The 18,250-nt window shown below is 38.8% G+C and carries 18 protein-coding genes; 17 read left to right on the forward strand and 1 reads right to left on the reverse strand.

Annotated elements, in window-relative coordinates:
- The first annotated feature begins 7 nt into the window (after positions 1 to 7).
- Genes miaB through HPSH112_RS01650 form a run of 12 tightly spaced genes read left to right on the forward strand, consistent with a single transcriptional unit; the run spans position 8 to position 10,101 of the window.
- Positions 8 to 1,321, forward strand: a complete 1,314-nt coding sequence (gene miaB / locus HPSH112_RS01595; RefSeq protein ID WP_000870197.1) for a tRNA (N6-isopentenyl adenosine(37)-C2)-methylthiotransferase MiaB — start codon at positions 8 to 10, stop codon at positions 1,319 to 1,321.
- Between the two features lie 39 nt (positions 1,322 to 1,360).
- Positions 1,361 to 2,014, forward strand: a complete 654-nt coding sequence (locus HPSH112_RS01600; protein ID WP_000053558.1) for a lysophospholipid acyltransferase family protein — start codon at positions 1,361 to 1,363, stop codon at positions 2,012 to 2,014.
- On the forward strand, positions 2,007 to 2,987 hold the full coding sequence (locus HPSH112_RS01605; protein WP_000911945.1) for a hypothetical protein: 981 nt from the start codon (positions 2,007 to 2,009) through the stop codon (positions 2,985 to 2,987). The genes HPSH112_RS01600 and HPSH112_RS01605 overlap by 8 nt, the downstream gene beginning before the upstream one ends.
- On the forward strand, positions 2,977 to 3,510 hold the full coding sequence (locus HPSH112_RS01610) for a hypothetical protein (RefSeq protein ID WP_001212809.1): 534 nt from the start codon (positions 2,977 to 2,979) through the stop codon (positions 3,508 to 3,510). The genes HPSH112_RS01605 and HPSH112_RS01610 overlap by 11 nt, the downstream gene beginning before the upstream one ends.
- Entirely contained in the window at positions 3,507 to 4,046 is a 540-nt protein-coding gene (locus HPSH112_RS01615) for a hypothetical protein (protein ID WP_000803109.1), read from the forward strand. The genes HPSH112_RS01610 and HPSH112_RS01615 overlap by 4 nt, the downstream gene beginning before the upstream one ends.
- 16 nt (positions 4,047 to 4,062) lie before the next feature.
- Complete coding sequence (locus tag HPSH112_RS01620; protein WP_001150503.1) at positions 4,063 to 4,461, forward strand: YkgJ family cysteine cluster protein; 399 nt, start codon at positions 4,063 to 4,065, stop codon at positions 4,459 to 4,461.
- 37 nt (positions 4,462 to 4,498) lie between these two features.
- Positions 4,499 to 5,791 carry a tetratricopeptide repeat protein gene (locus HPSH112_RS01625; protein ID WP_000512686.1) on the forward strand — a complete coding sequence of 431 codons (1,293 nt, stop codon included), beginning with the start codon at positions 4,499 to 4,501 and terminating at the stop codon, positions 5,789 to 5,791.
- On the forward strand, positions 5,779 to 6,336 hold the full coding sequence (locus HPSH112_RS01630) for a beta/alpha barrel domain-containing protein (protein ID WP_001155707.1): 558 nt from the start codon (positions 5,779 to 5,781) through the stop codon (positions 6,334 to 6,336). Before HPSH112_RS01625 ends, HPSH112_RS01630 begins: the two co-directional genes overlap by 13 nt.
- Before the next feature lie 56 nt (positions 6,337 to 6,392).
- A complete protein-coding gene (locus HPSH112_RS01635; RefSeq protein ID WP_000055463.1) occupies positions 6,393 to 6,647 on the forward strand; it encodes a YfhL family 4Fe-4S dicluster ferredoxin in 255 nt (84 codons plus the stop codon).
- A 9-nt stretch (positions 6,648 to 6,656) separates the two neighbouring features.
- Positions 6,657 to 8,111, forward strand: a complete 1,455-nt coding sequence (locus tag HPSH112_RS01640) for a Ppx/GppA family phosphatase (RefSeq protein ID WP_001074200.1) — start codon at positions 6,657 to 6,659, stop codon at positions 8,109 to 8,111.
- The gene (gene waaC, locus HPSH112_RS01645) at positions 8,108 to 9,118 is read left to right on the forward strand and encodes a lipopolysaccharide heptosyltransferase I (RefSeq protein ID WP_000684655.1); all 1,011 of its coding nucleotides are present in this window, start codon (positions 8,108 to 8,110) and stop codon (positions 9,116 to 9,118) included. The genes HPSH112_RS01640 and waaC overlap by 4 nt, the downstream gene beginning before the upstream one ends.
- Positions 9,115 to 10,101, forward strand: a complete 987-nt coding sequence (locus tag HPSH112_RS01650; protein WP_000221276.1) for a lipid A biosynthesis lauroyl acyltransferase — start codon at positions 9,115 to 9,117, stop codon at positions 10,099 to 10,101. The genes waaC and HPSH112_RS01650 overlap by 4 nt, the downstream gene beginning before the upstream one ends.
- Before the next feature lie 54 nt (positions 10,102 to 10,155).
- On the opposite strand, the gene tgt is transcribed toward HPSH112_RS01650, so the two are convergent.
- Entirely contained in the window at positions 10,156 to 11,271 is a 1,116-nt protein-coding gene (gene tgt / locus HPSH112_RS01655) for a tRNA guanosine(34) transglycosylase Tgt (protein WP_000347359.1), read from the reverse strand.
- Positions 11,272 to 11,327: 56 nt separating this feature from the next.
- Between tgt and HPSH112_RS01660 the strand changes: the two genes are divergently transcribed.
- From HPSH112_RS01660 to HPSH112_RS01680, 5 genes are read left to right on the forward strand one after another with little or no spacing between them, the layout of a single operon-like run.
- Positions 11,328 to 12,764 (forward strand): COG3400 family protein, encoded by a 1,437-nt coding sequence (locus HPSH112_RS01660; RefSeq protein WP_000717258.1) that lies wholly within the window; start codon positions 11,328 to 11,330, stop codon positions 12,762 to 12,764.
- Positions 12,765 to 12,768: 4 nt separating this feature from the next.
- Positions 12,769 to 13,800 carry a 3-dehydroquinate synthase gene (aroB, locus tag HPSH112_RS01665; protein WP_001156103.1) on the forward strand — a complete coding sequence of 344 codons (1,032 nt, stop codon included), beginning with the start codon at positions 12,769 to 12,771 and terminating at the stop codon, positions 13,798 to 13,800.
- Complete coding sequence (locus HPSH112_RS01670; RefSeq protein ID WP_001218172.1) at positions 13,791 to 15,356, forward strand: mechanosensitive ion channel family protein; 1,566 nt, start codon at positions 13,791 to 13,793, stop codon at positions 15,354 to 15,356. The genes aroB and HPSH112_RS01670 overlap by 10 nt, the downstream gene beginning before the upstream one ends.
- Complete coding sequence (mtaB, locus tag HPSH112_RS01675; RefSeq protein WP_000758470.1) at positions 15,353 to 16,609, forward strand: tRNA (N(6)-L-threonylcarbamoyladenosine(37)-C(2))-methylthiotransferase MtaB; 1,257 nt, start codon at positions 15,353 to 15,355, stop codon at positions 16,607 to 16,609. The genes HPSH112_RS01670 and mtaB overlap by 4 nt, the downstream gene beginning before the upstream one ends.
- Complete coding sequence (locus HPSH112_RS01680) at positions 16,596 to 18,248, forward strand: AAA family ATPase (protein ID WP_001116733.1); 1,653 nt, start codon at positions 16,596 to 16,598, stop codon at positions 18,246 to 18,248. Before mtaB ends, HPSH112_RS01680 begins: the two co-directional genes overlap by 14 nt.
- Positions 18,249 to 18,250: the final 2 nt, after the last annotated feature.

Here is an 18,250-nt window from a genome sequence, read left to right on the forward strand (position 1 = left end):
GCTTGTATTGAAAGTTTATATTGAAACAATGGGTTGCGCTATGAACTCTAGGGATAGCGAGCATTTATTGAGCGAGCTCTCCAAACTAGACTATAAAGAAACTAGCGACCCTAAAGCAGCGGATTTGATTTTAATCAACACTTGCAGCGTGCGCGAAAAGCCTGAGCGGAAATTGTTTTCAGAAATCGGTCAATTCGCTAAAATCAAAAAACCCAATGCCAAAATCGGGGTTTGCGGTTGCACCGCAAGCCACATGGGAGCGGATATTTTGAAAAAAGCCCCGAGCGTGAGCTTTGTGTTAGGGGCTAGGAATGTGTCTAAAATCTCTCAAGTGATCCATAAAGAAAAAGCGGTTGAAGTGGCGATTGATTATGATGAAAGCGCGTATGCGTTTGAATTTTTTGAAAAAAAGGCTCAAATCAGATCGTTACTAAATATCTCTATAGGTTGCGATAAGAAATGCGCTTATTGCATTGTCCCGCACACTAGGGGGAAAGAAATTTCTATCCCTATGGATTTGATTTTAAAAGAAGCTGAGAAATTGGCGAGTAATGGCACTAAAGAGCTGATGCTTTTAGGGCAGAATGTGAATAATTACGGCGCGCGTTTCAGTAGCGAGCATGCGAAAGTGGATTTTAGCGATTTGTTGGATAAATTGAGCGAAATCCAGGGGATTGAAAGGATACGATTCACTTCGCCTCACCCCTTGCACATGAATGATGCATTTTTAGAGCGCTTTGCCAAAAACCCTAAAGTGTGCAAGAGTATCCATATGCCCTTACAGAGCGGATCTAGCGCGGTGTTAAAGATGATGCGAAGGGGTTATAGTAAGGAGTGGTTTTTAAATAGGGTGGAGAGGTTAAAGGCTTTAGTGCCTGAAGTGGGCATTAGCACGGACATTATCGTAGGCTTCCCTAATGAGAGCGATAAGGATTTTGAAGACACGATGGAAGTGCTAGAAAAAGTGCGCTTTGACACGCTCTATAGTTTCATTTATTCCCCACGCCCTTTCACTGAAGCGGGAGCTTGGAAGGAAAGAGTGCCATTAGAGGTTTCATCTTCAAGGTTGGAGAGGTTGCAAAACAGGCATAAAGAAATTTTAGAAGAAAAAGCCAAGCTAGAAGTGGGTAAAGTGCATGTGGTGTTGGTGGAAAACAGGCGTGAAATTGACAATCAAATCGTGGGTTTTGAAGGGCGCAGCGATACGGGGAAATTCATTGAAGTAGCGTGTAAAGAAAAAAGAAATCCGGGCGAGCTTGTAAGAGTGGAGATTGTTTCTCATTCCAAAGGGCGCTTGATAGCGACCGCTAAAGGCAACTAATAAAAATAACCAATGAAAAAGTGGGTTTAAAGGCGAGAATTGAGCTTAAAATTTTTCAGGAAAAATATCGTTTTAAGGGTTGTCCCACGCTTGGCGTTTGGAGTCCTTTGGTTGTTGCATAAAACTTGTAAAAACCGCTATTTTTTAGCTCAAAATTTAAAAGAAAAACCCTTTATTGTAAGCTGTTGGCATGGGGAGCTTGGCATGATCGGGTTTGCGTATTTAAGGCTTCAAAAACCTTCTGTTTATGTGATCGCAAGCCAGCATTTTGACGGCTCTATTGCGACGGGTTTGTTTGAAAGCTTTGGTTTTAAAAACATTAGAGGTTCTAGCAAAAAAGGGGGGGTTAAGGTTTTGATAGAAGGGCTTAAGCGTTTGAAAGAAGGTTGCGATGTCGCTATCACTCCTGATGGTCCCAAAGGCCCACGACACAGCATAGCGGATGGGGTGATCGCTTTGGCTCAAAAATCAGGCGTGGGGATTAGCGCTTGTCGGGTGGTTTGTAGAAACGCATGGCGATTGAACACTTGGGATCAATTTGAAATCCCTAAGCCTTTTAGCGAAGTGCATTATTACATGCTAGAATCTGTGATTATCCCTAAAGAATGGGAGCTTTCAAAAGCTAAAGAATATTTAAAGACACGCATGGATTCTGTTGGATTTGGAGAATCTCAAAGGGGTTTGGGTGCTTAAAGGGTTAAAAAAAGCGCTTAAAGAGAGGTTTTGCTCTCAAGTGTATATCTCTTTTAATGTGGATCACAATCTTTTATCCGCTCAAATTTTAAGGGTTAAAAACCATCGCATTAAAGAGAAATTTTTTAAAACTTTTGAAACTAAAGTGGAGATTAAAAGCGGTGAAGTCCCCATTCAAGCCTTAAAAATCGCCAGAACTTATAGCCAAAAATACCCCTACACTTATTTTAGCGCGATGAGTAAAGCTAAAGAGGTTTTATGCGAAAAGCAGGCGTTTGAACAAATCAAACGAGAAAATCAAGATTATCAGGCTTGCGAAGTCAATCAAAAGTATTGCGTTTATGTGGAATCTAAGGATTTTTTAAAGGATTTCAAGCGTTTTAAAATCCAGGATGTGGATTTTTTGTTTTCGCCTTTTAGCCTTATTTATGATTTTGTGCGCGATCATTTAGAAGAAAAGCCGTTGTTGTATTTGCTTTTGGAGCGTTCAAGATTTTATTTTTTGATTGCGGATAAAAAAGAGATTTTTTTAGCCAAATCCGTGTTTTTAGAAGAGCAACCTGAAGAGTTTATAGAGAGCAAGGAGGAGGATTCTATGGAGATGGATAATGAGGCTGTGAATTTGTTTTTGAGTGAAATCCAAGAAGATATTGACAGCCTTGAAGAAGCGATAGGTCTAGATAGCAGTAAGGATAATAGCGAAAAAAATGAGGACGCTTATAGTTTGATTGAAGGCATGACAAATATCCCTTTGATTGCAAACGCCTTGCAAGAGGGATTGCGCAGCGTCTATCATTCTAGGGATATAGACTTTGTAGAAAAAGTGGTTGTTTTAGACAGCTGTCAAATCCACCAAAAAGCGTTAATGCATTTGCAAGAAACTTTGATGATAGAAGTGGATAGGCTTGATTTTTCTTTAGTGGAGCGCTTGAATATTTTAGCGCGCATGGAGAATGAAAATTATGCGTTTTAGCTACATCGAGCCAAGAGCGAAATACCTTATTAGCAAGCTTTCCAAAATTTGGGTTTTTTACATTTTTTTATCTTTTGTGGTAATAGGGGGGTTAGTGTGGTTTATGCATAACGCCATTAAAAACACTCAAAACAATGCGTCTGATTTGACGATCCAAGAAAGGCTCTATCGCCATGAAATCAGCCGCTTGCAGGTTAAGACTGATGAAACCTTAAAACTCATTAAAGAAGCCAAAAAGCGTTTGAATTACAATGATGATATACGAGATGTTTTGCAAGGGCTTTTGAATATTGTGCCGGATCTCATTACCATTAATAGCATTGAAATAGACCAGCAAAGCGTGGTGGTTAGTGGTAAAACCCCTTCTAAAGAAGCCTTTTATTTTTTGTTTCAAAACAAACTAAACCCCATGTTTGATTATTCTAGGGCGGAATTTTTCCCCTTAAGCGACGGGTGGTTTAATTTTGTTTCCACCAACTTTTCTAATTCCTTACTGATAAAAAACCCGGAGTCTATTAAATGAAGCCATTGCATTTTTCACACCTAGACAGAGAGCAATCAGGCGATGTGGGGTTTATCATTAAAAACCTCGTTTTTTTAGGGGTTTTTTCCTTATTTGGTTGGTTGAATACCGAGTATTTTCTATGGCCTAGCATGCTGGAATTGAAAAAAATCCTTTTAGAAGAAAATCGTAAAAAAAGCGTTTTAGAATACGCGCAAAGGCATTTTGAAACAGCTCTAACCAATTACCGCAATCAAAAAGAAACAGGCGAATCCTTATTAAAGATCTTTAACGATGAAGAGTCTAGGCGGATTTTAGAAAAGATTTTAAAAAAATGTTTTGATGCCTATAAAATCAAACCCTTGCTCTCTCAAAAACCCTTTCAAAAAACCCAATTTTTTATCATGGCCAGAGCGAGCGAATTAGAAAAGACCTACCTTTTTTTCACCTTAATCAACAAGTATTTACCGAGCGCTCAAAGCCAATTGCCCTTAAAAATCTCTAAAGATGATGAAGGGTTGTTGGTGCAATTTAGCGTGAGTATTGATCTCCAATAGGATTAGGGGTAGTTTAATGCAAGATTTTGATTTCAGTTTTAATCATAAGGCATGCGAGGGTTGTGGGGCAAAGTGTTGCGTGGGGGAAAGCGGGTATATTTTTTTAAATATCCAAGAAATGCAAAAAATTAGCGCTTTTTTAAAATTAGAATTAGAAGAATTCAGTCAAAAATATGTTAAAAAGGTAGGGTATAAGTTCTCTTTATTAGAAAAAGACGCTAAAGAGTTGGGTTTGGCGTGCGTGTTTTTGGATTTAGAAACCAAAAAATGCCAGATTTATAGCATGCGCCCTAAACAATGCCAAACTTTTCCTTTTTGGGAGAGCGTGAAAACTTTCTCTAAAGAGCAAAAAGAAGCTTTTTGTCAAAGCTGTCCGGGCATTACACAAAAAACCAAAGAAACTAAAGTGCGCTAAAATTCACTTCAGTGATACAAAAAAAGGAAATAAAATAATGGGTATTCAAATAAAGAAAAGATTTTTAGCAAGTTTATTGCTTTTTAGCCTGTTTTGCCTTAAGGCTGAAACCCTTTCAGAAGATCATCAAATCCTATTGAGCTCAGACGCTTTCCACAGAGGGGATTTTGCTAGCGCTCAAAAAGGCTATATGAATCTCTATAAGCAAACCAATAAGGTGGTGTATGCTAAAGAAGCGGCCATTTCAGCGGCGAGTTTAGGGGATATTAAAACCGCTATGCATTTAGCCATGCTCTATCAAAAAATCACCAATAATCGTAATGATGTTTCTATCAATAAGATTTTAGTGGATGGCTATGTGCAAATGGGACAGATTGATAAGGCGATTGAATTGTTGCACAAAATCCGTAAAGAAGAAAAGACCATAGCCACAGACAATGTGTTAGGGACTTTGTATTTGACTCAAAAGCGTTTGGATAAGGCTTTCCCGCTGTTGAGTAAGTTTTATAATGCAGTGCATGATGAAGACAGCCTAGAAAAACTCATTACGATCTATTTTTTGCAAAATCGTAAAAAAGAGGGCTTGGATTTGTTGCAATCTCATATAGACAGGTATGGTTGCTCAGAGCAATTGTGCCAAAAAGCGCTCAACACTTTCACGCAATTTAACGAGCTTGATTTGGCTAAAACGACTTTTGCTCGTTTGTATGAAAAAAACCCTATTGTTCAAAACGCCCAATTTTACATAGGGGTATTAATCTTGTTAAAAGAGTTTGATAAGGCCCAGCAAATCGCAGAATTATTCCCTTTTGACAGGCGTTTGTTGTTAGACTTATACACCGCACAAAAAAAATTCGCTCAAGCTTCCAAACAGGCTTCTTTGATCTATCAAGAAAAAAAAGACCCTAAATTCTTAGGATTAGAGGCTATTTATCATTATGAGAGCTTGAGCACAAAAAATAAAAAACTCACCAAACAAGAGATGCTGCCTATCATTCAAAAATTAGAAAAAGCCACCAAAGAGCGCCAGCAAATCCTCGCTAAAACTAAAGACAAAGAAGACGCGCAAGACGCTTTCTTTTATAATTTCTTAGGGTATTCCTTAATAGACTATGACTTAGATATTAAAAGGGGCATGGATTTTGTGAGGAAAGCCTTAGCGTTGGATTCTGGCTCAGTGCTTTATTTGGATTCTTTAGCATGGGGTTATTACAAATTAGGGAATTGTTTGGAGGCTAAAAAAATCTTTTCTAGCATCGCTAAAGAGTTTATTCAAGCCGAACCCGAACTAAAAGAGCACAATAAAATCATTCAAGAATGCAAGAAATAGGGATTTTAGAAAATTTACAAAAAAGCTTAGCCTTAAAAGAGGGCATGCTTTCTTATGAAATGCTGGGTAAAAGCCTGTCGTATAACCCTTACTTGCCTAGAATTATTTCTAAAACCAAAGATTGTGTTTTTGTAACCCCTGATGAGGTTTTAGGAAAGCTTTTGGAAGAAAACACCCGCACCGATTGCGTCATTGTCAATTTCAAAGGATTATACGAAATAGGCGCGCCAAGCGTGTTTGATTTAGAAGTTTTAGGGTTATTGCGCCGCCATGCGAGCTCTTTGATTGTCCATCAGGATCTTTTCATCAGCCATTACCAGCTTTTAGAATCGCTTGTTCAAGGCTCTGATGGGGTCATTTTAGACGAAGAGCTTTTGAAAGAAGATTTAAAGGGCATGGCAGAATTTGCTTGGCGTTTGGGCTTAAGCGTGTTTGTAGAAACCCACAAGCCAGACTATACCCATTTAAAAGATTTAGGGGTTTTAGGCGTGCTAGAAAAAGTCCCCCATTCTCAAAATCAAAAAAAAATAGTTTTTTTAGATTGAATTTTAAGCTAATTTAGAGTAAAAATCGTATTCAAACTTTTTAAAAGGAGTTAGTCATGTCATTATTGGTGAATGATGAATGCATTGCGTGCGATGCTTGCAGAGAAGAATGCCCTAGTGAGGCGATTGAAGAGGGCGATCCCATTTATAATATTGATCCAGACAGATGCACAGAGTGTTATGGGTATGATGATGATGAACCTCGTTGCGTGAGCGTATGCCCTGTAGATGCGATTTTACCGGATCCTAACAATGCAGAGAGCAAAGAGGAATTGAAATACAAATACGAAAGCTTAAAAGAGCAAGATTAAAGGCTAGCAATGGCTAAAATCACAACCGTGATTGATATAGGATCTAATTCGGTGCGTTTGGCTATCTTTAAAAAGACGAGCCAGTTTGGGTTTTACTTGCTTTTTGAAACCAAATCTAGGGTTAGGATTTCAGAGGGTTGCTATGCGTTTGATGGGGTTTTGCAAGAAATCCCCATGCAAAGAGCCATTAAAGCCTTGAGCGAATTTAAAGAAATCGCCCTTAAATACAAAAGCAAAAAAATCTTATGCGTGGCGACCTCAGCGGTGCGCGATGCCCCTAATCGGCTGGAGTTTGTAGCGAGGGTGAAAAAGGCTTGCGGTTTGCAAATCAAAATCATTGACGGGCAAAAAGAAGCGCTCTATGGCGGGATCGCGTGCGCGAATTTGTTGCATAAAAATTCAGGGATCACGATAGATATTGGAGGGGGTAGCACGGAGTGCGCGTTGATTGAAAAAGGCAAGATTAAGGATCTCATCTCGCTTGATGTTGGCACGATTCGCATTAAAGAAATGTTTTTAGACAAAGATTTAGATGTCAAAACCGCTAAAGCCTTTATCCAAAAAGAGGTTTCTAAACTGCCCTTTAAGCATAAAAACGCCTTTGGGGTGGGGGGGACGATTAGGGCGTTGAGTAAGGTATTGATGAAACGCTTTGATTACCCTATTGATTCTTTGCATGGTTATGAAATAGATGCACATAAAAATTTAGCGTTCATTGAAAAGATTGTTACGCTCAAAGAAGATCAATTACGGCTTTTAGGGGTGAATGAAGAGCGTTTGGATAGTATCAGGAGCGGGGCGTTGATTTTATTAGTCGTTTTGGAGCATTTAAAAACTTCTTTGATGATCACCAGCGGCGTAGGGGTGAGAGAAGGCGTGTTTTTAAGCGATTTATTGCGCCACCACTACCACAAATTCCCCCCCAATATCAACCCCTCTCTGATCTCTTTAAAAGATCGCTTTTTACCCCATGAAAAGCACAGCCAAAAGGTCAAAAAAGAATGCGTGAAATTGTTTGAAGCCTTATCGCCTTTGCATAAAATAGATGAAAAATACCTTTTCCATTTAAAGATTGCGGGGGAATTAGCGAGCATGGGTAAGATTTTGAGCGTCTATTTAGCCCACAAGCACAGCGCGTATTTTATTTTAAACGCTTTGAGTTATGGCTTTAGCCACCAAGATAGAGCGATCATTTGCTTATTGGCGCAATTCAGCCATAAAAAAATCCCTAAAGACAACGCTATCGCTCACATGAGCGCGATGATGCCAAGCCTTTTAACCTTACAATGGCTGAGTTTTATCCTTTCTTTAGCCGAAAATCTGTGCCTGACAGACAGCCATCATCTAAAATACACGCTAGAAAAAAACAAGCTTGTGATCCATTCTAATGATGCGCTTTACTTGGCTAAAGAGATGCTCCCTAAACTCGTTAAGCCCATTGCTTTGATGATAGAGTTTGCTTGAAGATAGCGATTGTCAGGCTTTCAGCGCTTGGGGATATTATCGTGAGCGCGGTGTTTTTAGCGCTGATTAAAGAGTGTTTTACTAACGCTCAAATAGAATGGTTCGTGGATGAGAGATTTGGCGCGATTTTAGAGCATTCCCCTTATATTGATAAATTACACCCCATCGCTTTAAAAAGTGCGCTCACAACCTTTAACCCTTTGAAGATTTTCAAACTTTTTAAATCTTTAAGGGCTTATGAATACGATATAGTCATTGACATGCAAGGTTTGATCAAATCCGCTCTTATCACTCAAATGTTAAAAGCCCCTAAAAAAGTCGGCTTTGATTGCGCTTCGGCTAGGGAGGGTTTGAGCGCGTTTTTTTACTCGCAAAAAGTTTCTATCGCTTATAATGAGCCTGTTTTAAAGCGCAATTTCACGCTCCTTTCTCATGCCCTAAACTTGCCTAAAAAAGAAATTTCAGAGGGCTTAAGCTCTCGATCTAAAGTGTTTTCTTACCAAGATTCTCCAAAAATTGATGCGTTAAATTTGAATAAAAACAAGCTAAAAATCCTTTTTGTTTTAGAAACTTCTAAACTCAATAAAACCTACCCCATAGAGCGTTTTAAAGAGCTGGCGTTAGCGTTAGAAAATTTTCAAATTTGCTTGTTATGGCATGCTAGTGAAGATAAGGCTAATGCGCTTTATGGCGCTTTAAAAAACCAGCGCGATGTGTTATTGCTCCCTAAACTCACTTTAAACGAAGTTAAGGCGTTGCTCTTTAAAATGGATTTGATCATTGGGGGCGATACGGGTATTACGCATTTAGCATGGGCGTTGCAAAAGCCCAGCATCACCCTTTATGGCAACACGCCCATGGAGCGTTTTAAATTAGAAAGCCCGATCAATGTTTCGCTCACCGGTAATTCAAACGCCAACTACCATAAAAAGGATTTTTCTATCCAAAACATAGAGCCTAAAAAAATTAAAGAATGCGTTTTAAACCTTTTAAAGGAAAAAGAATGACTTATAAAGAACGACTCATACACGAAAAAATATTAAACCAAGGCGACAAGGGTTTTAGAACAGAACTGCGCATTTTGAGTATTTTTATCGTGGAATCTTTAGTGAATATTTTGGGGTTTATTTTAGCTAAAATGCCTCATTTATGGTTTTTAAGGTGCATCAAAGCTGTGGCGTGGCTCATGAAAACTTTTGATAAGCGCCGTTATTTTGACGCTAAAGCCAATTTGGATTTTGTGTTTGGGGATTCTAAAAGCGAAGAAGAGAAAAAAAAGATTATTAAAAAGGGTTATGAAAATTTTGCTTTCATTCTTTTAGAAACCATTAGAGTGATCTTTATCCCTAAAGATGAATACGACGCTCGTTTCACGCTCATCAATGAAGAAAATGTGTGGAAGTCTTTAAACAAGGAAGGCCAAGCGATCACTTTATGCATGCATTTTGGCTATTGGGAAGCGGTAGGCACGACTTTAGCGCAATACTATAAGGACTATGGTAGGGGGTGTTTGGGGCGTTTGACTAAATTCGCCCCCATCAATCACATGATCATGAGCAGGCGAGAGGCGTTTGGGGTGCGTTTTGTCAATAAAATGGGAGCGATGAAAGAACTCATTAAAATGTATAATCAAGGCAATGGCCTTGTGGGGATTTTAGTGGATCAAAATGTTGCGCCTAAAGATGGGGTGGTGGTGAAATTCTTCAATAAAGACGCTACGCACACCACGATCGCTTCTGTTTTATCGCGCCGTTACAATATAGACATTCAGCCGGTATTTATTGATTTTAATGACGATTATTCGCATTACACAGCGACTTATTACCCGAGTATGCGCTCTAAAATCACCGATAACGCTGAGAACGATATTTTAGAATGCACGCAAGCCCAAGCGAGTTTGTGCGAAGAAGTGATTAGAAAGCATCCGGAAAGTTATTTTTGGTTCCACAGGCGTTTTAAAAGCACCCACCCTGAGATTTATCAAAGATAGGGTTTTGTTTTAATTAAAAATTAAAAACTAAAGTCTTATTTGAGAAAAACTCATTCAATGAGAGCGGGAGTGGTATTTCTCCAAAAACTCTTTTTTAAAACTCAAAAACCGCTTTTCTAAAATGGCGTTTCTGGCGTTTTTAACCAGCTCTAAATAAAAATGCAAATTGTGCAAGCTAGCTAAACGAGCGTAAGTGAGTTCTTTAGCTCTAAACAAATGGTGCAAATAGGCTTTAGAATAGCGTTTGCAAGTATAACAGGTGCAATTTTCTTCAATAGGCGTATCATCCAATTTATAGGGCGCGTTTTTGATAGAAATCTTGCCAGAATGCGTGAAAAGGGTGGCGTTTCTGGCGTTTCTGGTGGGCATCACGCAATCAAACATATCCACCCCTAAACCGATAGCGTCTAAAATGTTTTCAGGCGTGCCTACACCCATTAAGTAGCGAGGCTTGTCTTTGGGGAGCAAGGGGGCGGTGTGCGCGATGGTTTCTAGCATTTCATCTGCGCTTTCCCCCACCGCTAAACCGCCTATAGCGTAGCCATCAAAACCCTCATGCGTTAATCCCACGCTAAGGCTTCGCATTTTCAAATGCGTCCCACCTTGGATAATGGCAAAAAGGTTGTTGTTGGGGCGGTTTTTTTGCTTGTGGTATTCTAGGCTAAGATTCGCCCATTTAGCGCTTCTTTTAATGGATTCTTCAAGGCGTTTTAAGGGAGCGGGCAAGCCCACTAAATCGTCTAAAACCATCATAATATCGCTATTTAGAGAATATTGAATGTCCAAAACTTTAGCGGGCGTGAATAAATGCTTACTCCCATCAATATGGGATTTAAAAACAATCCCGTCTTCTTGCAATTTGACATTATCGCTCAAACTAAAGGCTTGAAACCCTCCACTATCGGTTAAAAAACTCCCATGAAATTGAGTGAAACGATGCAAGCCCCCTAATTTCTCAACGACCTTTTCGCCCGGCCTTAAATACATGTGATAGGTGTTGGCTAAAATGAGTTTAGTGCCTAAAATATCTTGCATGTCAGTAGCGTCTAAAGATTTGATACAACCTTGCGTGCCTACTGGCATAAAAACAGGCGTTGCCACTTGAGAATGGGCTAAATTTAAAAGACCAGCTCGTGCGTTATTGTCCATCGCTTGGAGTTGAAAATCCATCGTTTAAGCCTTAATCTTGGATATAATGGCGTAATCATTTTTTAGGAAGTTTGGAATTGAAAAAAATCGCCCTTATTTTAGATGGCATTGTAGCGAAAAATTTTTTAGACTTGGTGCTAAGGCATTATTCTAATCATAATTTTTATATAGTGGTTGTCAAAAATGAGAGCCTTATCCCTAAAAATTACCCAAGCACTTTCGCTTTTCACTGTTTTGATGCGACTTCTAGTTTCAGGCTTTTGCAAGTGTTAAACGATGAGGTGAGCGATGCGTTTTTAATCATACAAGATTTTAAAGAACAGCGCATCATTCACAAAATCATTCAAACCCATTTCAAACGCATGCGCGTGGTTTTGGGCGTGAAAAGAGATGGTGAAAAAACTTTAGAAAATAATGAAGAAAATAAAGATGAAAAGCTTATTCTAATTGATGAGTTTGAAGTTTTAGCCAATAAATTCATTTCTCGTTTGCCTAATATCCCTAGCACCCCCAGAGAGTTTGGGTTAGGCAAGGGCGAGATCATGGAGATTGATGTGCCTTTTGGGAGTATTTTTGCTTACAGGCATATTGGCTCTATCAGGCAAAAAGAATACAGGATTGTAGGGCTTTATCGCAACGATGTTTTGTTGCTCTCCACTAAATCTTTGGTTATCCAGCCGCGAGATATTCTCTTAGTGGCAGGCAATCCGGAAATTTTAAATGCAGTGTATCTCCAGGTTAAAAGCAATGTGGGGCAGTTCCCAGCCCCCTTTGGTAAGAGCATTTATTTATACATTGATATGCGCTTACAGAGCCGAAAAGCGATGATGCGCGATGTGTATCAAGCCTTGTTTTTGCACAAACATTTAAAGAGCTACAAGCTCTATATCCAGGTTTTACACCCCACTAGCCCTAAGTTTTATCATAAATTTTTATCGCTAGAAACCGAAAGCATTGAAGTGAATTTTGATTTTTATGGGAAAAGTTTTATCCAAAAACTCCATGAAGACCACCAGAAAAAAATGGGTTTGATTGTGGTAGGCAGAGAGCTTTTTTTATCTAAAAAACACCGAAAAGCCTTGTATAAAACAGCCACCCCGGTTTATAAAACCAACGCTTCCGGCTTGTCTAAAACCTCTCAAAGCGTGGTGGTATTGAATGAAAGCTTGGATATTAATGAGGACATGTCTTCAGTGATCTTTGATGTGTCTATGCAAATGGATTTGGGCTTGTTGCTCTATGATTTTGACCCTAACAAGCGCTATAAAAACGAGATTGTCAATCATTATGAAAATTTAGCCAACGCGCTCAACCGCAAGATTGAGATTTTTCAAACCGATATTAGAAATCCTATCATGTATCTCAATTCTTTAAGAAAACCCATTTTGCATTTCATGCCTTTTGAAGAGTGTATCACGCACACGCGCTTTTGGTGGTTTTTATCCACTAAAGTGGAAAAATTAGCGTTTTTAAACGACGATAACCCTCAAATTTTTATCCCCATAGCGGAGTGAAAGGATGCAAGAAATTTTAATCCCTTTAAAAGAAAAAAGCTATAAAGTGTTTTTGGGGGAACTGCCTGAAATTGAATTGAAACAAAAAGCGCTCATCATTAGCGATAGCATCGTGGCTGGGTTGCACTTATCGTATTTATTAAAGCGCTTGAAAGCCTTAGAAGTGAGAGTGTGCGTGATAGAGTCCGGAGAAAAATACAAGAATTTTAATTCATTAGAGCGCATTTTAAACAGCGCCTTTGAAATGCAATTAAACCGCCATTCTTTAATGATAGCCCTTGGTGGGGGAGTGATAAGCGATATGGTGGGGTTTGCGAGCAGTATTTATTTTAGGGGGATTGATTTTATTAATATCCCTACGACCTTACTCGCTCAAGTGGATGCGAGCGTGGGGGGGAAAACAGGGATCAATACGCCTTATGGCAAGAATTTAATCGGATCGTTTTACCAGCCTAAAGCGGTTTATATTGATCTGGCTTTTTTAAAAACCCTTGAAAAAAGGGAATTTCAAGCAGGGGTTGCTGAAATCATTAAAATGGCGGTGTGTTTTGATAAAAACCTGGTAGAAATATTAGAAACAAAGGATTTAAAAGATTGCTTAGAAGAAGTGGTTTTTCAAAGTGTTAGTATCAAAGCTCAAATCGTTACGCAAGATGAAAAAGAGCAAAATATCAGGGCTGGGCTCAATTACGGGCATACCTTTGGGCATGCGATAGAAAAAGAGACTGATTATGAGCGATTTTTGCATGGCGAAGCGATCGCTATTGGCATGCGTATGGCCAATGATTTAGCTCTTTCTTTAGGCATGCTCACTCTAAAAGAATACGAACGCATAGAAGATTTATTGAAAAAATTTGATTTGATATTTAATTACAAAATCACAGATATTCAAAAATTTTACGAACGCTTGTTTTTAGACAAAAAAAGCGAGGATAAGACAATCAAATTCATTCTGCCCAAAGGCGTTGGAGCGTTTGAAATTGCCTCTCATATCCCTAAAGAAACGATCATAAAGGTGTTAGAAAAATGGCATTAAGGGTATTATTATTCTTTTGTTTTTTGTTTTTACAAGCAGAAGATAAAAGCCAAGAGCTATTGTCCATACAAAAACAAATGGCTTTGGTGGATAAAAAACTCGCCAAAGACGATAATGTGTGGTTGAAAAAATTTGAAAACTATAAGATCTACAATCAAATTTATACCGAAAAAGAGAGCGTGAGGCAGGAATTAAGGCGTTTAAAAAATAAAAAAAGCAAGGATCTATTAAAGATTAGCACCTTAGAGCACACCTTAAAGGCTTTAGAGTCCCAGCAAAAAATGTTTGAAAGCTATGGGGTCAATCCTTTTAAGGACTTGATAGAGCGCCCTAATATCCCCAATATCCCTAATATCGCTAACCCTATTGCGATCATTGATGGCATTTCTTTCATTAAAAGCATGCGTTTAAAGCATGAAAGTCTTAAAAATAACCAGACTGCTTTAGAAGAAGTTTTAAGGCTTTTAGATCAAAAACACCAGCTTTTAAATCAGTGGCACGCTTTGGATAAAAACGCGAAATTAAGCGATGAGATTTATCAAACTCAAGCCAAACGCTTAGAATTGCAAGGGGCTCAAAACATTCTAAAAACTACGATTGGGATTTTCCAAAAAGACAGCGATGAGGCTATAAGCATTGTCAAATCTCAAGTTAAAAACCAGCTTTTTAAATTGGTTTATGTGTTTTTAGCAGCCCTTTTGAGCGTGGTGTTTGCTTGGATTTTAAAAATCATTTCCAGTAAATACATTGAAAATAATGAGCGCGTCTATACCGTGAATAAAGCCATTAACTTCGTGAATGTGAGCGTGATCATTTTAATCTTTCTTTTTTCGTATTTAGAAAATGTTACTTACTTGGTTACGGTTTTAGGCTTTGCGAGCGCTGGCTTAGCGATTGCGATGAAAGATTTGTTCATGAGCTTGCTCGGGTGGTTTATTATTTTGATTGGGGGGAGCGTGCATGTGGGCGATAGGGTGCGTATCGCTAAGGGGACGGATATTTTTATTGGCGATGTGTTGGATATTTCTATGCTGCACATTACGATTTTAGAAGATGTAACCTTTACCACTTATACGAACAACAGGAGAGCGGGCCGGATTATTTTTGTGCCTAATAATTACATTTTCACCACCATGTTCGCTAATTACAGCCATTTTGGGATGAAAACGGTTTGGGATGGGGTGGATTTTTGCGTTACATTTGATTCTGATTTTAAAAAAGCTTCTAAAATTGCACTCAATATCGCTACAGAATTGTCTAAAGAATACACGGATATTACTTATAAACAGCTCAATAAAATGCGCGACCGGTATTCTTTAAGGAGTTTGAGCGTGAAGCCTCGGTGCTTTTTGATGCCTGAAAGTAACGGGATAAAGATCTCGGTGTGGTATCAAACCAATTCGTATGCGACCTTGTCTTTAAGGAGCAAGATTGTGGCTGAAATTGTTGAAGCTTTTTTGAAAGAAGAAAATATCCATATCGCTTATACGACCAGCAAGCTGCTTAAAGTGGATACTGAAGGCGATGGCTTTGGGAATAAAAGGGAACAAAAATGAAAAAAGTCTATTTCAAAACTTTTGGGTGCAGGACGAATCTTTTTGACACGCAAGTGATGGGCGAGAATTTGAAGGATTTTAGCGCGACCTTAGAAGAACAAGAAGCTGATATTATTATCATCAATTCTTGCACCGTAACCAATGGGGCCGATAGCGCAGTAAGGAGTTACGCTAAAAAAATGGCGCGATTAAATAAGGAAGTGCTATTTACTGGCTGTGGGGTGAAAACTCAAGGCAAGGAGCTTTTTGAAAAAGGGTTTTTAAAGGGCGTTTTTGGGCATGACAATAAAGAAAAGATTAACGCGCTTTTACAAGAAAAAAAGCGTTTTTTTATAGACGACAATTTAGAAAACAAGCACTTAGACACCACGATGGTGAGCGAGTTTGTGGGAAAAACTAGGGCGTTTATCAAGATCCAAGAAGGCTGTGATTTTGATTGCAATTATTGCATTATCCCAAGCGTGAGAGGGAGGGCTAGGAGTTTTGAAGAGAGGAAAATTTTAGAGCAAGTGGGCCTTTTATGCTCTAAAGGGGTTCAAGAAGTGGTTTTAACCGGCACCAATGTGGGGAGCTATGGGAAAGATAGAGGGAGTAATATCGCAAGATTGATTAAAAAATTAAGCCAGATTGCTGGGTTAAAACGCATCAGGATTGGGAGCTTAGAGCCTAATCAAATCAACGATGAATTTTTAGAGCTTTTAGAAGAGGATTTTTTAGAAAAACATTTGCATATCGCTTTACAGCACAGCCATGATTTCATGCTAGAAAAGATGAACAGAAGAAACCGAATAAAAAGCGATAGGGAATTATTGGAAATAATCGCTTCTAAGAATTTTGCTATCGGCACGGATTTTATTGTAGGGCATCCGGGCGAGAGCGGAAGCGTTTTTGAAGAAGCGTTTAAAAATTTAGAAAGCTTGCCCTTAACGCACATCCACCCTTTTATTTACAGCAAACGGAAAGACACCCCCTCTAGCTTGATGACTGATAGCGTGATCTTGGAAGATTCTAAAAAGCGTTTGAATGCGATTAAAGATTTGATTTCACATAAAAATAAGGCGTTTAGGCAATTGCAACTCAAGCTCAATACGCCCCTAAAAGCTTTAGTGGAAGTGCAAAAAGACGGCGAATTTAAAGCCTTAGATCAATTCTTCAACCCCATTAAAATCAAAAGCGATAAGCCTTTAAGGGCTAGTTTTTTAGAAATTAGGGATTATGAAATTAAGGAGAGGGAAAATCATGCCGTTTTCTAAAAATTTAGAAAACCTCACCGCTCCCTTTAAACGCATCAAAAACCGCTCGCTTGTTTTGGCGTTAGGGTTTTTGATCCTTACTTTTTGCTTGCTTCTTTTTTTAGTTTTGAGCGATGTTTCTAGGCTCATATCCAGTAAGGACTTTTTTTATGTGATCCAATCTCACCCTAAGCAAACTCTAACAGAAGATGAAAATTATTTTTATGCTAACAAGGGTCTTTATAAAACCAACAAAGAAGCCTTTTTGAGAGCCTATAAAATCCCAGAAAGCATGCCCATAGAAAAACGAGAAAATTTAAACAAGGTTTCTAAAATCTTTTTAGCGTTGCTTTTTTTCATTTCTAGCATGCTTTTTGGGATCTTTTGGTGCTTGCCTAAACGATTGGATACTAAAATGAATTTAGAAAGCGTGCACAAAAACGAATTAGAAAATGCATTCCAGCGATACGATGCGTTAGGGGTGCGTTTTGAAGATATTGCAGGGGTGGATGAAGTTAAAGAAGAATTATTAGAAGTGATAGATTATTTAAAAAACCCTAAAAAATACCAGGATTTAGGGATTTTTCTCCCTAAAGGCGTGCTGTTAATCGGGCCTCCTGGAGTGGGGAAAACCATGATCGCTAAAGCCTTAGCGAGTGAAGCCAGAGTGCCGTTTTTTTATGAAAGCGGGAGCGCGTTTTCTCAAATTTATGTGGGGGCTGGGGCTAAAAAAGTGCATGAACTTTTCATGCACGCTAAAAGGCATGCCCCCTCTATTATTTTTATTGATGAAATTGACGCTTTGGGTAAGGCTAGGGGAGGGCATAGGAGCGATGAAAGAGAGGCCACGCTCAACCAGCTTTTAACCGAAATGGATGGGTTTTTGCAAAACGATGAGGTGGTGGTGATAGGAGCGACTAACCAAATGGAGGTGATGGATGAAGCGCTATTAAGGAGCAAGCGTTTTGATCGGCGCATTTTCATTTCTTTACCGGATTTGTCAGAAAGACAAAGCATTTTAGAAAAGCTTTTAGAAAATAAAAAGCATGCGCTCAATTATCTTAAGATCGCTAAAATTTGCGTGGGTTTTAGCGGGGCGATGTTAGCGACTTTAATCAATGAAAGCGCTTTAAACGCCCTAAAACACCAACGAATTGAAATCACTGAGAGCGACATTTTAGAAGTGAAAGACAAGATCGCTTATGGCAAGAAAAAGCCCCAAACCTTAGACGAAAACCAAAAAGAATTAGTCGCTTTGTATCAAAGCGCGAAAGCCTTGAGCGCGTATTGGCTAGAAATTGAATTTGATAAAGCGCCTTTATTGGGGGAATTTATCGCTTTTAATGAAAATAAAATCCATAGCGAGAGCGAGATTAAAAATTACATTAAAGTGTATTTGAGCGGGACGATTATTTTAGAGCTGCTCTATAAGGAGCGTTATAGCCTGTCTAAACAAGACTTGCAAAAAGCGAAATTTTTGAATGAATTTATGGCTAGTGAGCTTCTTTTAGCCCCTACAAAAGAGTCTTTAAGCGTTCTTTATGAAGAGCAACTGGAGTTTTTAAAGCCGCAAATTGCAGCTTGCAAGCGCTTGAGCGTTCTATTATTGGAGCAAGAATATTTAGAACATTCTAATTTGTATGATTTATTGAACGGGTGAAA

The sequence above is a fragment of the Helicobacter pylori Shi112 genome, from assembly GCF_000277405.1.
GTDB classification, from domain to species: Bacteria; Campylobacterota; Campylobacteria; order Campylobacterales; family Helicobacteraceae; genus Helicobacter; species Helicobacter pylori_C.